We start from the raw sequence: 15,451 nt of genomic DNA, 5'->3' as shown, positions 1-15,451 counted from the left end.
GTCAGTTCTCCTTGAACGGGAAGCCCAGCTGCTTGAGCAGCGCGCGGCCTTGGTCGTCGGTCGTGGCCGTCGTGACGATGGTGATGTCCATGCCGCGGGAACGGTCGATCCGGTCCTGGTCGATCTCGTGGAACATGACCTGCTCGGTCAGACCGAAGGTGTAGTTGCCCCGGCCGTCGAACTGCTGGGGCGAGAGGCCGCGGAAGTCGCGGATGCGCGGGAGCGCCAGCGACAGCAGCCGGTCGAGGAACTCCCACATGCGGTCGCCGCGCAGCGTGGTGTGCGCACCGATCGGCATGCCCTCGCGCAGCTTGAACTGCGCGATCGACTTGCGCGCCTTGGTCACGAGCGGCTTCTGGCCGGTGATCGCGGTGAGGTCGCGCACGGCGCCCTCGATCAGCTTGGAGTCGCGGGCAGCCTCGCCCACACCCATGTTGACCACGATCTTGACCAGGCCGGGGACCTGCATGACGTTCCCGATCTCGAACTCCGACTGCAGCGCGGGGAGGATCTCCTCGCGGTAGCGGGTCTTGAGGCGGGGGGTGACCTTCGCGGACGCAGCCACGTCGGGGGTCTGGGTCTCGGTCATCAGATCTCCTTGCCGCTCTTGCGCGAGATGCGGACGCTGCGCTCGGCCTGGTACGTCGAGCCGTCGGGGCGACGCTTGGTGACCTCGTCACGGCGGAAGCCGATCCGGGTCACGCCGTCGCCCTCGACGAGCATCACGTTGGACACGTGGATGGGGGCCTCGGCGGTGATGATGCCGCCGGTGCTGCCCGAGCCGCCCTGGTTGACGACCTTGGTGTGCCGCTTGACGCGGTTGACACCCTCGACGATCACCCGCTGCTCCTCACGGAGCACCTGGATGACCTTGCCCTCGGCGCCCTTGTCCTTGCCGGCGATCACCTTGACGGTGTCGCCCTTCTTGATGTTCACGGACGACTTGGCCATCAGAGCACCTCCGGTGCGAGCGAGATGATCTTCATGAAGCGCTTGTCGCGCAGCTCGCGGCCCACGGGGCCGAAGATGCGCGTGCCGCGGGGCTCGCCGTCGTTCTTGAGGATCACGGCGGCGTTCTCGTCGAAGCGGATGTAGGAACCGTCGGGACGGCGACGCTCCTTGACGGTGCGCACGATCACGGCCTTGACGACATCGCCCTTCTTGACGTTGCCACCGGGGATCGCGTCCTTCACGGTGGCGACGATGACGTCACCGATGCCCGCGTAGCGCCGACCCGAGCCGCCGAGAACACGGATGCAGAGGATCTCCTTCGCACCGGTGTTGTCGGCGACCTTGAGTCGCGACTCCTGCTGGATCATTGAGTTTCTCCTGGTTGTCGAGCTGGTTCTCGCCGGCCGCGCGGGCCGTGAGCCTTGCCGAACTGGTGGGGTTGGATCTCGCCCGGCGAGGGCGAGGGGTTACTTCGCCTTCTCGAGGATCTCGATGACGCGCCAGCGCTTGGTCGCCGACAGCGGTCGGGTCTCCATGAGCAGGACGCGGTCACCGATGCCGCACTCGTTGGCCTCGTCGTGCGCCTTGAGCTTGCTCGTGCGGCGCAGGACCTTGCCGTAGAGGGCGTGCTTCACGCGGTCCTCGACGGACACGACCACGGTCTTGTCCATCTTGTCGCTCACGACCAGGCCCTCGCGGACCTTGCGGGCGTTGCGCTCCGTGGTCTCGGCAGTCTGCTCGCTCATGCGGCACCATCCTCGTTGTCAGAACCCGGCGCCGTGCGGATGCCGAGCTCGCGCTCGCGCACCACGGTGTAGATCCGGGCGATGTCCTTCTTGACCGTGCGCAGCCGGCCGTGGCTCTCGAGCTGGCCGGTGGCGGCCTGGAACCGGAGGTTGAACAGCTCCTCCTTGGCCTCGCGCAGCTTCGCCTCGAGGTCGACGTCGTTCATCTCGTCGAGCTCGTGGGCAGCGATACCGTTGGGCATCAGAATTCACCCGCCTCTCGCGAGATGAACCGGCACTTCATCGGGAGCTTGTGCATCGCGCGGCGCATGGCCTCGCGTGCGGTGCCCTCGTCGACGCCGGAGAGTTCGAACATGACGCGGCCGGGCTTGACGTTCGCCACCCACCACTCGGGGGAACCCTTACCGGAACCCATGCGGGTCTCGGCAGGCTTCTTGGTCAGCGGGCGGTCGGGGTAGATGTTGATCCACACCTTGCCGCCTCGCTTGATGTGACGGGTCATCGCGATACGGGCCGACTCGATCTGTCGGTTCGTGACGTAGTGACCCTCGATGGCCTGGATCCCGAACTCGCCGAAGGCGAGACGGGTGCCACCCTTGGCCGCACCGGTCCGCTTGGGGTGGTGCTGCTTGCGGTGCTTGACGCGTCGGGGCATCAGCATGTCGGTCAGGCCTCCGATCCGGACTCAGCGGCGACGGGGGCAGCGGCCTCGGCCGGCGCCTCCGTGGTGGTGGCGGGAGCCTCGGCGCCGCGGTCGGCACGCGTCGGGCGGTCGCCGCGCGAGCCACGGCTCGGGCGCTCCCCGCCACGCTGCGGGCGACCACCGCGACCGGGGACCCCGGCGCGGGCGGCAGCCTGGGCCTGGCGCTCGGCACGGGTGCCGGCGACCTCGCCCTTGTAGATCCAGACCTTCACGCCGATGCGGCCGAAGGTCGTCTTGGCCTCGTAGAAGCCGTAGTCGATGTCGGCGCGCAGCGTGTGCAGCGGCACGCGACCCTCGCGGTAGAACTCGGTCCGCGACATCTCGGCGCCGTTGAGGCGGCCCGAGCACTGGATCCGGATGCCCTTGGCACCCGAGCGCATCGTGGTCTGCATCGCCTTGCGCATCGCGCGACGGAACTGCACACGGCCGGCGAGCTGCTCGGCGACGCCCTGGGCGACCAGCTGCGCGTCGACCTCGGGGTTCTTGACCTCGAGGATGTTCAGCTGCACCTGCTTGCCGGTGAGCTTCTCGAGCTCGCCGCGGATGCGGTCGGCCTCGGCGCCGCGGCGACCGATGACGATGCCGGGACGCGCGGTGTGGATGTCCACACGCACACGGTCACGGGTGCGCTCGATCTCCACCTTCGAGATCCCGGCGCGCTCCATGCCCTTCGACAGCAGCTTGCGGATGGCGACGTCCTCGCCGACGTACGACTTGTACAGCTTGTCGGCGTACCAACGGGACTTGTGGTCCGTCGAGATGCCGAGGCGGAAGCCGTTCGGGTTGATCTTCTGGCCCATCAGGCCTTCCTGCCCTTCTTCTCGGCGACCACGGCAGCCGGCTGGACGACCAGCGTGATGTGGCTGGTGCGCTTGTTGATCCGCGTCGCACGGCCCTGGGCCCGGGGGCGCCAGCGCTTCATGGTGGGACCCTCGTCGACCATCGCGACGGAGACCACCAGGTCGCCACGGTCGAGACCCTCGGTGGTCTCGGCGTTGGCGACGGCGCTCTCCAGCACCTTGTAGACGGTCTCCGAGGCGGCCTGCGGCGCGAACTGCAGCAGGGCCAGGGCCTCGTCGACGTGCATGCCGCGGACCAGGTCCACGACACGACGGGCCTTCAGCGGGGTGATCCGCGTGTGACGCGCGCTCGCGAAGGCGCCCGGCTGGTCGCCGAGCAGCGACTCGCGTCGGGCGCTCGTGCGCCCTCGCTCAGTAACGCTCATAGCTCGTTCTCTCCAGTTCCCAGAGCCGGCCGCATCAGCGGCGGCGGCCCTTCCGGTCTTCCTTCACGTGCCCGCGGTAGGTGCGGGTGGGGGCGAACTCGCCCAGCTTGTGGCCGACCATCGAGTCGGTCACGAACACCGGGACGTGCTTGCGCCCGTCGTGCACGGCGATGGTGTGACCGATCATGTCGGGCACGATCATCGACCGGCGCGACCAGGTCTTGATGACGTTGTGCGAGCCCTTCTCGTTCTCGGCGTCCACCTTCTTCTGAAGGTGGTCGTCGATGAAGGGGCCCTTCTTCAGGCTGCGAGGCATGTCGGTTACTTCCTACCCTTGCCGGACTTGCGACGACGGATGATCTGGGAGTCGGAGGCCTTGCGCTTGCGCGTGCGGCCCTCGGGCTTGCCCCAGGGGGACACCGGGTGACGACCACCCGAGGTCTTGCCCTCGCCACCACCGTGCGGGTGGTCGACCGGGTTCATCACGACGCCTCGCACCGTCGGGCGCTTGCCCTTCCAGCGCATGCGGCCGGCCTTGCCCCAGTTGATGTTCGACTGCTCGGCGTTGCCGACCTCGCCGATCGTGGCGCGGCAGCGCACGTCGACGAAGCGCATCTCGCCCGAGGGCATGCGCAGCGTGGCGCGGCTGCCCTCACGGGCGACCAGCTGGGCGCTGTTGCCGGCGGAGCGGGCGATCTTCGCGCCGCCGCCGGGCCGCAGCTCCACGGCGTGGATGGTCGAACCGACCGGGATGTTGCGCAGCGGCAGGTTGTTGCCGGTCTTGATGTCGGCGTGGGGGCCGCTCTCGACCGGGGTGCCCTGCGTCAGGCCCTTCGGCGCGATGATGTAGCGCTTCTCGCCGTCGGCGTAGTGCAGCAGCGCGATGCGCGCGGTGCGGTTCGGGTCGTACTCGATGTGGGCGACCTTCGCCGGGACGCCGTCCTTGTCGTAGCGACGGAAGTCGATGATCCGGTAGGCGCGCTTGTGACCGCCGCCCTGGTGCCGGGTGGTGATCCGACCCTGGTTGTTGCGACCGCCCTTCTTGGGCAGCGGCACGACCAGGGACTTCTCCGGCGTGGTGCGGGTGATCTCGACGAAGTCGGCGACCGACGAGCCACGACGGCCCGGGGTGGTCGGCTTGTACTTGCGGATAGCCATTGTCTATGTCCTCGTATCCAGCTGCCCGGTCAGGAGACCGGACCCCCGAAGATGTCGATGCGGTGACCCTCGGCGAGGCTGACGATCGCGCGCTTCGTGTCCTTGCGCTTGCCCAGACCGTTGCGGGTCCGACGGGTCTTGCCCGCGCGGTTCAGCGTGTTCACCGAGGTGACCTTGACGCCGAAGATCTTCTCGACCGCGATCTTGATCTCGGTCTTGTTGGCGTCGGGGTGCACGACGAACGTGTACTTGTTCGCGTCGAGCAGGCCGTAGCTCTTCTCCGACACGACCGGCGCGAGCAGGACGTCGCGGTGGTCCTTGTGCAGGGTGCTCACTTGGCATCCTCCTTGGCGCTCACGAGCACGTCGTACGCGCCCTTGCTGAAGACCACGTCGTCGGCAGCGAGCACGTCGTAGGTGTTGAGCTGGTCGACGGCCACGATGTGCACGTGCTGCGCGTTGCGCAGCGAGAGCCAGGTGACGGAGTCGTTGCGCTCGAGCACCACGAGGAACTTCGTGCGCTCCGAGAGGCCGGCCAGGTTGGCCAGGGCGCTCTTCGTCGAGGGGACGTCGCCGGTGACGAGCGACTCCACGACGTGGATGCGGTCGTTGCGGGCCCGGTCGGAGAGGGCGGCGCGCAGGGCGGCGGCCTTCATCTTCTTGGGGGTGCGCTGGTCGTAGCTGCGCGGCTGCGGGCCGTGGACCACGCCACCGCCGGCGAACTGCGGCGCGCGGGTCGAGCCCTGGCGGGCGCGGCCGGTGCCCTTCTGCTTGTAGGGCTTGCGACCACCACCGCGGACCTCGGCCCGCGTCTTGGTGGCGTGCGTGCCCTGGCGCGCAGCGGCCTGCTGGGCCACGACGACCTGGTGCATCAGGGGGATGTTGACCGCCACGTCGAAGATCTCGGCGGGCAGGTCGACCTTGACGGTCTTGATAGCCATGTGCTCAGGCCTCCTGCGTCTTCTTGGCAGCCGAGCGGAGCACGATCAGCCCGCCGCGGGGGCCGGGAACGGCACCCTTGAGCAGGATCAGGCCCTTCTCGACGTCGACGGCGTGCACGGTGACGTTCTGGGTCGTGACCGTGTCACTACCCATCCGGCCGGCCATGCGGACGCCCTTGAACACTCGGCCCGGCGTGGCGCAGGCGCCGATCGAGCCGGGCTTGCGGTGGTTGCGGTGGGCACCGTGCGAGGCGGACACACCGGCGAAGCCGTGACGCTTCATGACACCGGCGAAGCCCTTGCCCTTGCTGGTGCCGGTCACGTCGATCTCCTCGCCCGCGGCGAAGGTGTCGACGGCGAGCTCCTGGCCCACGGTGTAGTCGCCGGCCGCAGCGGTGCGGATCTCGACGAGGTGACGGCGGGGGGTGGTGCCCGCGGTCTTGGTGAAGTGACCGGCCTGCGGCTTGTTGACCTTGCGGGCCTCGATCTCGCCGAACCCGATCTGCACGGCGTTGTAGCCGTCCTTCTCGGGGGTGCGGACCTGGGTGACCACGTTGGTGCTCGCGGCGATCACGGTCACGGGGACGATGCGGTTGTTCTCGTCCCACAGCTGGGTCATGCCGAGCTTCGTGCCCAGCAGGCCCTTCTGGTTGCGTTCCATCGTCATGTCAGTGACCTCAGAGCTTGATCTCGATGTCGACGCCGGCAGGCAGGTCGAGGCGCATGAGCGAGTCGACCGTCTTCGGCGTCGGGTCGATGATGTCGATGAGGCGCTTGTGGGTGCGCATCTCGAAGTGCTCGCGGGAGTCCTTGTACTTGTGGGGCGAGCGGATCACGCAGTACACGTTCTTCTCGGTCGGCAGCGGCACCGGGCCGGCGACCTTGGCACCCGTGCGGGTGACCGTGTCCACGATCTTGCGCGCCGAGGTGTCGATCACCTCGTGGTCATAGGCCTTGAGCCTGATGCGGATCTTCTGTCCCGCCATAGGTCTCGTCCGTCCTTCTTCTCAGCTGCCGCGTGCGTGTCCGGGATTCCTCGGGCTTGAGTGGGTCCCGCCCTGTTGCCATCACCTCGTGGCCGACCCCCGCGGTCGGGCGTGTCGCGCGGCCTGCACAAGAATCTGCGCTGGGCACGACACAGGACCGGGATCCTGCTCACGTCTGATCGGTGACGCCCGACGGTTCGTCAGGCTGATCGGGTCTCCTGGTGCGGTGCCGCCACGGGCCGACCACCACCGATCTCCCCATCACTGGGTGCCCCTCGAGGGAGCGGAGACGCGATTCAGTAGTCAAGATGTGGCGCACCCCGGCAACCCGCCGAAGCAACCGGACTATCTTGGCAGATCCCTCCGGTGGGGCCAAATCGTCCTGGCGACCGCCCGTGGAGGTCGGGTCGGGCTCCGGTTCGAGCACCGGGTCGAGCACCGCCGATCGCGCGCACCTGCGAGGATAGCGGCCCACGCAGGTCGTGCCGGACCGGGCACGCACGACGGGAGAGCGATGTCGAACGACCACGGCCATCCGCCGCCCGGCGGCTGGGGCCCGCCGCCTCCGGGGTGGACCCCCCCTCCCCCGGGTCCGACCCCGCCGCCCGGCATGTGGGGCCCGCCCCCGGCCCCACGGCCGGTGCACCGGCCCGGCGCGGTGCCGCTGCGCCCGCTGGGCCTGGGCGACCTCTACGACGCCGCCTTCCGCACGATCCGGCACAACCCGCAGGCCACCGTCGGTGCAGCCGTGCTGGTCGCCGCGGTGGCGATGGCGGTCCCCGTGCTGGTCACCAGCGTGCTCACCTTCACCGTCGACCTCAGCCTGCTCTCGGCCGACTCGCCGTCGACGGAGTCGGTGGTGGGCTTCCTCGGGTCGTTCGGCGCCCTGGGTGTCGGCGCGCTCCTGCAGCAGGTGGGGCTCATCCTCGTGGCGGGCATGGTGGCCCACGTCGTGGCCGCGGCCGCCGTCGGTCGCCGCCTGAGCCTCGGCGAGGCGTGGCGGGCCACGGCCGGCCAACGGCTGCGGCTCGTCGGCCTCGCCGCGCTCCTCCTCGTGCTGACGCTGACGGTGGTGGCGCTCTACGCCGCCACCTACGTGCCCGTCGTGCTGCTGTCGACCGCCACCTGGCAGGTCGTGGTCTACGCCGTGCTCAGCGGACTGCTCCTCGTGGCGTTCATGACGTGGTTCTGGATCCGGGTCTACTACCTGCCCGCGCCGGCGCTGATGATGGAGGGCCTCACCATCCGCCAGGCCCTGCGCCGCGGCTACGGGCTGACCCGGGGCGCCTTCTGGCGCACCTTCGGCATCGCGCTGCTCACCGTCGTGCTCACCGGCGTGGCGAGCTCGGTGCTCACCCTGCCCTTCTCCTTCGGCGGACAGCTCGCCCTGCTGGCGGTCGGGCCGGAGTACCAGGTGCTCGGCCTGGTGCTGCTCCAGGCCCTGTCGACGGTCGTCTCCACGGCGTTCGTGGCCCCCTTCACCACCGCCGTCACGGCGCTGCAGTACCTCGACCTGCGCATCCGCCGCGAGGCCTACGACGTCGACCTGATGACCCAGGCGGGGATCACCCGGCCGTGACCCCGCTGCTCGTGGCGGGGCCGACCCCCTCCCCCGACGACGCCCGCACGGCGCTGCGCCAGGAGCTGCTGCGCCCGGAGTACCACGAGCGCGACGTGCTCCAGCAGGTCCTCGACGCGCTCCAGCGACTCGTCGACGACGCCCTCGTCGCCGCGTCGGGGGCGCCTCCGCTGACCGCGCTCGCCGCCGTCGTCGTGGCGCTGCTGCTCGTGCTCGCCCTCGGCTGGCTCCTCTCGCGGACGCGCGGGTCGGCGCGCCTCGCCGGGCCCGACGACGCCGTGCTCGCCGGCACCGGTGTCGGAGCCGACGAGCTCACCCGCCGCGCGCACGCCGCCGCGGCCGACGGGCGCTGGGACGCCGTGGTCGTCGAGGCCTTCCGTGCGCTCACCCTGCGCGAGGTCGAGCGCGGCCTGCTCGCCGACAACCCCGGGGCGACGGCCCGCGAGGTGGCCCACGCCCTCGGTGCGGGCCACCCCCCGCTGGCCGACGCGGCCGCAGCCGCCGCCCGGACCTTCGACCTGGTGCGCTACGGCGAGCGGCGCGCCGACGAGGCCTCCGCGCGCGGTGTGCTCGACCTCCTCGACACCCTGGTCGGGGCGCGCCGGTGAGGCGGCTGCGGCGCCACACCTCCGCCCTGGTCGTCGCGACCGCCCTCGCGGTCGCCGTGGTCGTCGCCGTGCTCCTCGGCGGCGGCGCCCGCACCACCGACCCCCTCGACCCCGACAACCCCGACCCCGACGGGGCGCAGGCCGTGGCCCGGGTGCTCGCCGACCGTGGCGTGCGGGTGGAGGTGGCCCGCGACACCGCGGCGCTCGACGCGGCCGACGTCGACGCCGACACCACCGTGGTCGTCACCGGCACCGAGGCGCTGGGCCGCAGCACGGCCGAGGGCCTGCTGCGCGCCGCCGCCCCCGGCCGCCTGGTCGTGGTCGACGCCCGCCCGGGAGCGCTCGACGCCCTCGGCCTCGCCGCCGAGCCCCTGGCCGTCGACCCCGGCGACGGGCTCGCCGCCGGGTGCGGCACCCCGGCGCTGGCCGGACTCGTGCTCGCCACCGACACGGCCACGGCGTACGACGCGCCGGGCTGCTTCGGCAGCGGCGGACGCGCGGTGGTGGCCGAGGTCGGGGGCGTGACCCTCCTCGGGGCCGGGCAGGCGCTGAGCAACGACCAGGTGCTGCGCGCCGACAACGCCGCGGTGGCGCTGCGCCTGCTCGGCCAGGGGCAGCGCCTGGTGTGGTACGTGCCGTCGGCGGGTGACCTCGAGGGTGGCGACGCCGTCGGTCTCTCCGGGCTCGTGCCCCGCTGGGTCGCACCCGGTCTCGTGCTCGCCGTGGTCGTGCTCCTGGCCGTCGTGCTCTGGCGCGGGCGGCGGCTGGGCCGGCTCTCGGTCGAGCCGCTGCCGGTGGCGGTGAGCGCCGTCGAGACCACCCTGAGCCGTGGACGGCTCTACCACCACGCCTCCGACCGCGGCCACGCCGCGCGGGCGCTGCGCGAGGCCGCCCGACGGCGCGGTGCGGCCCGGCTGCGCCTCCCGGTGGGCGCCGGGCCCGACGTCGTCGCGGAGCAGGTCGCCGCCCGCACCGGCCGGTCCGCGGCCGACGTCGCCCGTCTGCTCGACCCCGACTCCCCCGCTCCCGGCACCGACCGGGACCTGATCGCCCTGGCCGGCGCGCTGGCCGAGCTCGACCGAGAGGTACGCACCCCGTGACCGACACCCCCCGACCCCTGACCGGGACCCCCGCCCCGACCGGCGACCCCCGCGAGCGCATCGCGGCGGTCCGCGCCGAGGTGGCCAAGGCCGTCGTCGGCCAGGACGCCGCCGTCTCCGGCCTGCTCGTGGCCCTGCTGTGCGGCGGCCACGTGCTCATGGAGGGGGTGCCGGGCACGGCCAAGACCCTGCTCGTGCGCAGCCTCGCCGGTGCGCTCTCGGTCGGCACCCGGCGCGTGCAGTTCACCCCCGACCTGATGCCGGGCGACATCACCGGCTCGATGGTGATCGAGGGCCAGGGCGGTGAGCTGCGCTTCCGGGAGGGGCCCGTCTTCACCCAGCTGCTGCTGGCCGACGAGATCAACCGGACCCCGCCCAAGACCCAGTCGGCGCTGCTGGAGGCGATGGAGGAGGGCCAGGTCTCGGTGGACGGCACCTCCCACCCGCTGCCCGTGCCCTTCCTGGTGGCGGCCACCCAGAACCCCGTGGAGCACGAGGGCACCTACCCGCTGCCCGAGGCCCAGCTCGACCGGTTCCTGCTCAAGGTGGTGCTGCCGGTGCCCGGGCGCGACGACGAGCTGGAGGTGCTGCGCCGCCACGCCGCGGGCTTCGACCCTCGCGACGTGGCCGCCGCCGGCGTCGGCCCGGTCGCCGGCCCCGACGACGTCGCCGCGGGACGCGCTGCCGTGGCCGCCGTGCAGGTCTCCCCGGAGGTCGTCGGCTACATCGTCGACATCGCCCGCGCCACCCGGACCTCCCCCTCGCTCAGCCTCGGTGTCAGCCCCCGCGGCACCACGGCGCTGCTGAGGACCTCCCGGGCGTGGGCCTGGCTCAACGGACGCGACTTCGTCACCCCCGACGACGTCAAGGCCCTCGCCCACGCCACGCTGGTGCACCGGCTGGGGCTGCGGCCCGAGGCCGAGCTCGAGGGCGTCGACGTCGGCCAGGTGCTCTCCTCGGCGATCGGCTCCGTGCCGGTCCCGCGCTGAGGAGCGCCGTGGCCGTCTCCGGTCGCCTCCCCCTGCTGCTGGCCCTCGGGCTGGTCGCGGTGGTGCTGCGCCCCGCCGTGGGCACGGTGTGGCTGTGGGTGCTGGTCGTCGGCGTGCTCGCGACGGCCGACCTCCTGCTCGCCCCGCGACCCGCCGCCCTGCACCTGGAGCGCCGGCCGGTGCCGACGACCCGGCTGCACGAGGAGGTCGAGAGCGCGCTGCTGGTGCGCAACGACGGGCGCCGACGGGTGCGCGGCGTCCTGCGCGACGCCTGGCAGCCCACCGCCGGGGCCGGGCCCGACCGGCACCGGCTCGACCTGGCTGGCGGCGCGACGGTCCTGCTGCGCACCCCGCTGCGCCCGCGCCGGCGCGGCGACCTGCGCGCCGTCGGCGTCACCGCGCGCTGCTGGGGGCCGCTCGGGCTCGTCGCCCGCCAGGCCACGACGGACCTGCCGGGCAGCGTGCGGGCGCTCCCGGCGTTCGAGTCGCGCAGGCACCTGCCCTCCCGCCTGGCCCGGCTGCGCGACCTCGACGGGCGCGCCGCCGTGCGGGTGCGGGGCCAGGGCACCGAGTTCGACTCGCTGCGCGAGTACGTGCGCGGCGACGACGTGCGCTCCATCGACTGGCGCTCCACGGCCCGCAACCGCTCGGTGGTCGTGCGCACCTGGCAGCCCGAGCGCGACCGCCGGGTGGTGCTCGTGCTCGACACCTCGCGCACCTCGGCCGGCCGCGTCGACGACGTGCCGCGCCTGGACTCCGCCATGGACGCCGCGCTGCTGCTGGGGGCGCTGGCCGCGCGCGCCGGCGACCGGGTCGACCTCCTGGCCGGTGACCGGGTCGTGCGGGCCCGGCTGCGCGCGGCCGGGGCCCGCGACGTCGCGGCGCGGCTCCAGGAGCAGATGGCCGACCTGGAGCCCGTGATCGTGGAGGCCGACTGGCGCGCGCTGGCCGGCGCCGTCACCGGCCTCGGGCGGCAGCGGGCGCTGGTCGTGCTGCTGACCCCGCTCGAGCCCGCCGCGGTCGAGGAGGGTCTGCTGCCCGTGCTGCCCGTGCTGGTGCGCCACCACCGGGTGGTGCTGGCCTCCGTGCGCGACCCCGCGCTCGACCGGCTGGCCGCCGCCCGCGGCACCGCCGAGGAGGTGTACGCCGCCGCGGCGGCCGAGCAGGTGCTCGAGCGCCGGACCCGCACCGCCGAACTGCTGCGCGCCCTCGGGGTCGACGTGGTCGACGTGGTCGCCGAGCGGCTGCCCCCTGCGCTGGCCGACCACTACCTCGGGCTCAAGGCCCGCGGGCTGCTGTAGGGGCTCAGGCCTGGGTGGCGACCCGGTCCTCGAGCAGCGCGGCGTCGAGGTCGCCGGTGTGGCCCCGCTGCACCGCGCGGCGGCCCAGCACGAGGACGTAGGCGAGGAACACCGCCTCGGCGAGCACGCCGATGCCCACCCGGGCCCAGGTGGGTAGCCCCGAGGGCGTCACGAAGCCCTCGATGGCCCCCGAGACGAGGAGCACCACGACCAGGCCCAGTGCGACCGTGCCCGCCGTGCGGCCCTCGCGCGCGATCGACTGCGCCCGCGACAGCGCGCCGGGCTCGATCCACGACCAGAACAGCCGCAGGCCCACCCCGCCGGCCACGAAGACGGCCGTGAGCTCGAGCAGCCCGTGGGGCAGGATGAGGCCCCAGAACTGCTGCCCCCGGTCGGCGCGGTGCATGATCGAGCCGATGATCGCGAGGTTGCTGATGTTGGTGAAGAGCACGTAGACCACCGGCAGGCCCAGCACCCCGAGGGCGATGCAGAGCGCGGCGACCCAGGCGTTGTTGACCCACACCTGGGTGGCGAAGCTGCCAGCGGCGTACTCGCTGTAGTAGCCCTCGAAGTCCTGCTGCACCAGCTGGTCGACCTCGGCGGGCGAGAGCAGCGACTGCTCGACCACCGGGTTGTCGAGCAGCCACAGCATTATCACCGCGGTCACCACCACGTTGCCGGCCAGGCAGCCCAGCCACCACCAGCGCAGCCGGTAGAGAGCGGCGGGGAAGCGGTCGACGAAGAACGACGCCACCGTGCGCCACGAGCCGACCCGGGTGCCGACGGCGCGGTTGCGGGCGCGCGCCAGCAGCGAGGAGAGGTGGGCCACCAGCGTCGGGTCGGGGGCCGAGGCCCGCACGACCGAGAGGTGGGTGCCGACGCGCTGGTAGAGCTCGACCAGCTCGTCGCTGGCCGCCCCGTCGAGGCGCCGGCGGCCCACGAGCTCCTCGAGCTGCTGCCAGTCGCGCGCGTGCGCCTGCACGTAGGCGTCGAGGTCCACGCGCCCAGCCTAGACTGGCGGCGATGTCGACCCCCGAGCGCGCGCACCTCACCGCCGACGACCTCGTCACCGGCGACGCGGTCGCCCTCGACCTTCCGGCGGCCGGGCTCGGCGCCCGGATGGTGTCGGGGCTCATCGACGTGGTGGTCACCGTGGCGCTGCTCGTGGCCGTCGTGCTCCTGCTGCTCACCGCGACCCTGCAGGCCGACCAGGCCCTCGCCACCGTGGGCATGATCGGCTCGCTGATCGTGGTCTTCCTGGTCGTGCCGACCACGGTCGAGACGCTCACCCGCGGCAAGTCGCCGGGCAAGTGGGCGATGGGGCTGCGCACGGTGCGCGACGACGCCGGGCCGATCTCCTTCCAGCACGCCTTCGTGCGGTCGCTGGTCGGCTTCGTGGAGGTCTACGCCTTCACCGGGGCCCCGGCCTTCCTCTCCGCGCTGGTCAGCTCCCGGGGCAAGCGGCTGGGCGACTACGCCGCGGGCACCTTCGTCGTGCGCGAGCGGGTGCGTCTGCAGCTGGCGCCGCCGCTGCCGATGCCGCCACCGCTCGCCGCGTGGGCCCGCGGCGCCGACATCGCGCCGCTGCCCCTGGGCCTCGCGGTCGCCGTGCGTCAGCTGCTGGGGCGCATGGGTCAGGTGGACCCCGCGGCGCGCGCGGGCCTGGCGGCGCGCCTGGCCGAGCAGGTGGCCCCGCACGTCTCACCGCCCCCGCCGCCCGGCACCCCGCCCGAGGCGTTCCTGGTGGCCGTCGTGGCCGCGCGCCGCGAGCGCGACACCGCGCGCCTGGAGCGCGAGGCCCGGATGCGCCAGCGGCTCACCGCACGCGGCTGAGCCCCCGACCGTGTCGGTCGGGGGCTCAGCGCGGGGCGACTGCTCAGTAGCTGGTGAAGAGCAGGCGGTTGGGCGAGCCGTTGACGCCGGAGACCACGTTGGTGGTGGCGTTGCCGAGGAGGGCGTTGGTCACCGTGGCCGGGGAGGCCGAGGGGTTGGTCTGGAGGTACTGCGCGGCCACGCCCGCGACGTGCGGGGAGGCCATCGAGGTGCCCGAGATGGTGTTGGTGGCCGTCGAGCTGCCGATCCACGCCGAGGTGATCGAGGAGCCCGGAGCGAAGATGTCCACGCAGGAGCCGTAGTTGGAGTACGACGCACGGGCGTCGCTCGACGTCGTGGCGCCGACGGTGATGGCCGACGCGGCGCGGGCGGGCGAGACGTTGCACGCGTTCTGGTTCTCGTTGCCGGCCGCGACGACGGTGGTGACACCGGCGTTGACCATGCGCTGGATGGCGGCGTCGGTGGCGCTGTCGGCGGGGCCGCCCAGGCTCATGTTGGCCACGGCCGGGCGCACGCCCTGGCCGGCGACCCAGTCCATGCCCGCGATGACGCCGGAGTTGGCGCCCGAGCCCTGGCAGTCGAGCACGCGCACGGGCACGAGGGTGACCTGCTTGGCCACGCCGTAGGTCGAGCCGCCGACGGTGCCGGCGACGTGAGTGCCGTGGCCGTTGCAGTCGCTGGTGCCGCGGCCGTCGTTGATGGCGGTGGCGCCCGCGGCGACGCGGCCGGCGAAGTCGGCGTGCGAGGCGTTGATGCCGGTGTCGATGACGTAGGCCCGCACGCCGGAGCCGGTGGCGTTGTAGGTGAAGGTGCCCGAGCGGGGCAGCGAGCGCTGGTCGATGCGGTCCAGGCCCCAGGTGGCGTTGCTCTGGGTGGCGGAGATCGTCACCACGGCGTCCTGCTGCACGAACTGCGTGTCGGGGTCGGCACGCACGGCGTCGAGCTGCTCGGGGGTCAGCCGCGCGGCGTAGCCGCCCAGGTCGTCGTAGACCTCGGTGACCTTGCCGCCCTCGCCGGCGACGGCGTCGTCGGCCTCGGCGCGGACCTTGTCGGCCCCCTCCTTCAGCACGACGATGTAGCGCCCGGAGATCGCGTCGGAGCTGCGCAGCAGCGGGGCGGAGCCTGCCTCGGCCGGCGCGGTGGCGACGGTGTCGGAGCCGGCGGGGAGCGCGGTGGCCGCGGGGCTGCCCGCGACGCCGACCGCACCGAGGGCGAGCGCGGCGAGGGCCGCGGTCGACAGGGCTGCGTGCTTGACCATCTTCATGACCTCCAAGGACCGGGTCCCGGTCCCCACGTAGGACACACGTCCCGAGAGCGGACGGTGGACGACAC

General features: G+C 72.6%; 22 protein-coding genes. 6 read left to right on the top strand and 16 right to left on the bottom strand.

The window, feature by feature from the left end:
• Position 1: 1 nt before the first annotated feature.
• The 14 genes from rplE to rpsJ form a co-directional block, all read right to left on the bottom strand.
• Complete coding sequence (gene rplE, locus LPA27_RS08840) at positions 2 to 589, bottom strand: 50S ribosomal protein L5 (RefSeq protein ID WP_056862083.1); 588 nt, start codon at positions 587 to 589, stop codon at positions 2 to 4.
• The gene (gene rplX / locus LPA27_RS08835; RefSeq protein WP_056862082.1) at positions 589 to 951 is read right to left on the bottom strand and encodes a 50S ribosomal protein L24; all 363 of its coding nucleotides are present in this window, start codon (positions 949 to 951) and stop codon (positions 589 to 591) included. The genes rplE and rplX overlap by 1 nt, the downstream gene beginning before the upstream one ends.
• On the bottom strand, positions 951 to 1,319 hold the full coding sequence (gene rplN, locus LPA27_RS08830) for a 50S ribosomal protein L14 (RefSeq protein WP_056862081.1): 369 nt from the start codon (positions 1,317 to 1,319) through the stop codon (positions 951 to 953). Before rplN ends, rplX begins: the two co-directional genes overlap by 1 nt.
• Positions 1,320 to 1,418: 99 nt before the next feature.
• Positions 1,419 to 1,697 carry a 30S ribosomal protein S17 gene (gene rpsQ, locus LPA27_RS08825; RefSeq protein ID WP_056862080.1) on the bottom strand — a complete coding sequence of 93 codons (279 nt, stop codon included), beginning with the start codon at positions 1,695 to 1,697 and terminating at the stop codon, positions 1,419 to 1,421.
• Entirely contained in the window at positions 1,694 to 1,939 is a 246-nt protein-coding gene (gene rpmC, locus LPA27_RS08820) for a 50S ribosomal protein L29 (protein ID WP_056862079.1), read from the bottom strand. Before rpmC ends, rpsQ begins: the two co-directional genes overlap by 4 nt.
• Positions 1,939 to 2,358 (bottom strand): 50S ribosomal protein L16, encoded by a 420-nt coding sequence (gene rplP / locus LPA27_RS08815; protein WP_056862078.1) that lies wholly within the window; start codon positions 2,356 to 2,358, stop codon positions 1,939 to 1,941. The genes rpmC and rplP overlap by 1 nt, the downstream gene beginning before the upstream one ends.
• A 5-nt stretch (positions 2,359 to 2,363) precedes the next feature.
• The gene (gene rpsC, locus LPA27_RS08810; protein WP_056862077.1) at positions 2,364 to 3,200 is read right to left on the bottom strand and encodes a 30S ribosomal protein S3; all 837 of its coding nucleotides are present in this window, start codon (positions 3,198 to 3,200) and stop codon (positions 2,364 to 2,366) included.
• The gene (gene rplV, locus LPA27_RS08805) at positions 3,200 to 3,625 is read right to left on the bottom strand and encodes a 50S ribosomal protein L22 (RefSeq protein WP_082499867.1); all 426 of its coding nucleotides are present in this window, start codon (positions 3,623 to 3,625) and stop codon (positions 3,200 to 3,202) included. The genes rpsC and rplV overlap by 1 nt, the downstream gene beginning before the upstream one ends.
• A 34-nt stretch (positions 3,626 to 3,659) precedes the next feature.
• Entirely contained in the window at positions 3,660 to 3,941 is a 282-nt protein-coding gene (rpsS, locus tag LPA27_RS08800; protein WP_056599671.1) for a 30S ribosomal protein S19, read from the bottom strand.
• Between the two features lie 5 nt (positions 3,942 to 3,946).
• Positions 3,947 to 4,783 (bottom strand): 50S ribosomal protein L2, encoded by an 837-nt coding sequence (gene rplB / locus LPA27_RS08795; protein ID WP_056862076.1) that lies wholly within the window; start codon positions 4,781 to 4,783, stop codon positions 3,947 to 3,949.
• A gap of 29 nt (positions 4,784 to 4,812) precedes the next feature.
• Positions 4,813 to 5,118 (bottom strand): 50S ribosomal protein L23, encoded by a 306-nt coding sequence (gene rplW, locus LPA27_RS08790; RefSeq protein ID WP_056862075.1) that lies wholly within the window; start codon positions 5,116 to 5,118, stop codon positions 4,813 to 4,815.
• Entirely contained in the window at positions 5,115 to 5,723 is a 609-nt protein-coding gene (gene rplD / locus LPA27_RS08785) for a 50S ribosomal protein L4 (RefSeq protein WP_056862074.1), read from the bottom strand. The genes rplW and rplD overlap by 4 nt, the downstream gene beginning before the upstream one ends.
• Positions 5,724 to 5,727: 4 nt before the next feature.
• Positions 5,728 to 6,390, bottom strand: coding sequence for a 50S ribosomal protein L3 (gene rplC, locus LPA27_RS08780; RefSeq protein ID WP_082499866.1), 663 nt, complete (start codon positions 6,388 to 6,390; stop codon positions 5,728 to 5,730).
• Between the two features lie 10 nt (positions 6,391 to 6,400).
• Positions 6,401 to 6,709 (bottom strand): 30S ribosomal protein S10, encoded by a 309-nt coding sequence (gene rpsJ, locus LPA27_RS08775; protein ID WP_008360994.1) that lies wholly within the window; start codon positions 6,707 to 6,709, stop codon positions 6,401 to 6,403.
• A gap of 640 nt (positions 6,710 to 7,349) precedes the next feature.
• On the opposite strand from rpsJ, the gene LPA27_RS08770 reads away from it, so the two are divergent.
• Genes LPA27_RS08770 through LPA27_RS08750 form a run of 5 tightly spaced genes read left to right on the top strand, consistent with a single transcriptional unit; the run spans position 7,350 to position 12,286 of the window.
• Entirely contained in the window at positions 7,350 to 8,288 is a 939-nt protein-coding gene (locus tag LPA27_RS08770) for a hypothetical protein (RefSeq protein ID WP_228942221.1), read from the top strand.
• Complete coding sequence (locus LPA27_RS08765) at positions 8,285 to 8,896, top strand: DUF4129 domain-containing protein (RefSeq protein ID WP_228942200.1); 612 nt, start codon at positions 8,285 to 8,287, stop codon at positions 8,894 to 8,896. Before LPA27_RS08770 ends, LPA27_RS08765 begins: the two co-directional genes overlap by 4 nt.
• Positions 8,893 to 9,996, top strand: coding sequence for a DUF4350 domain-containing protein (locus LPA27_RS08760; RefSeq protein ID WP_228942199.1), 1,104 nt, complete (start codon positions 8,893 to 8,895; stop codon positions 9,994 to 9,996). Before LPA27_RS08765 ends, LPA27_RS08760 begins: the two co-directional genes overlap by 4 nt.
• Positions 9,993 to 10,985, top strand: coding sequence for an AAA family ATPase (locus LPA27_RS08755; protein WP_056862070.1), 993 nt, complete (start codon positions 9,993 to 9,995; stop codon positions 10,983 to 10,985). The genes LPA27_RS08760 and LPA27_RS08755 overlap by 4 nt, the downstream gene beginning before the upstream one ends.
• Before the next feature lie 8 nt (positions 10,986 to 10,993).
• Positions 10,994 to 12,286: a DUF58 domain-containing protein gene (locus LPA27_RS08750; RefSeq protein WP_228942198.1), complete on the top strand. Its 1,293-nt coding sequence runs from the start codon at positions 10,994 to 10,996 to the stop codon at positions 12,284 to 12,286.
• A gap of 4 nt (positions 12,287 to 12,290) precedes the next feature.
• Here LPA27_RS08750 and LPA27_RS08745 read toward each other — a convergent pair whose 3' ends face one another.
• Positions 12,291 to 13,286, bottom strand: a complete 996-nt coding sequence (locus tag LPA27_RS08745; protein WP_228942197.1) for a stage II sporulation protein M — start codon at positions 13,284 to 13,286, stop codon at positions 12,291 to 12,293.
• 23 nt (positions 13,287 to 13,309) lie between these two features.
• On the opposite strand from LPA27_RS08745, the gene LPA27_RS08740 reads away from it, so the two are divergent.
• Positions 13,310 to 14,119: an RDD family protein gene (locus LPA27_RS08740; protein WP_228942196.1), complete on the top strand. Its 810-nt coding sequence runs from the start codon at positions 13,310 to 13,312 to the stop codon at positions 14,117 to 14,119.
• Between the two features lie 43 nt (positions 14,120 to 14,162).
• On the opposite strand, the gene LPA27_RS08735 is transcribed toward LPA27_RS08740, so the two are convergent.
• Positions 14,163 to 15,377, bottom strand: coding sequence for a S8 family peptidase (locus LPA27_RS08735; protein WP_228942195.1), 1,215 nt, complete (start codon positions 15,375 to 15,377; stop codon positions 14,163 to 14,165).
• Positions 15,378 to 15,451: the final 74 nt, after the last annotated feature.

The organism is Nocardioides sp. Leaf374, from assembly GCF_916862475.1.
Classification (GTDB): Bacteria; Actinomycetota; Actinomycetes; order Propionibacteriales; family Nocardioidaceae; genus Nocardioides; species Nocardioides kribbensis.
Note: the sequence above shows the minus strand (reverse complement) of the source record. Positions and strands in the feature narration are given on the sequence as shown.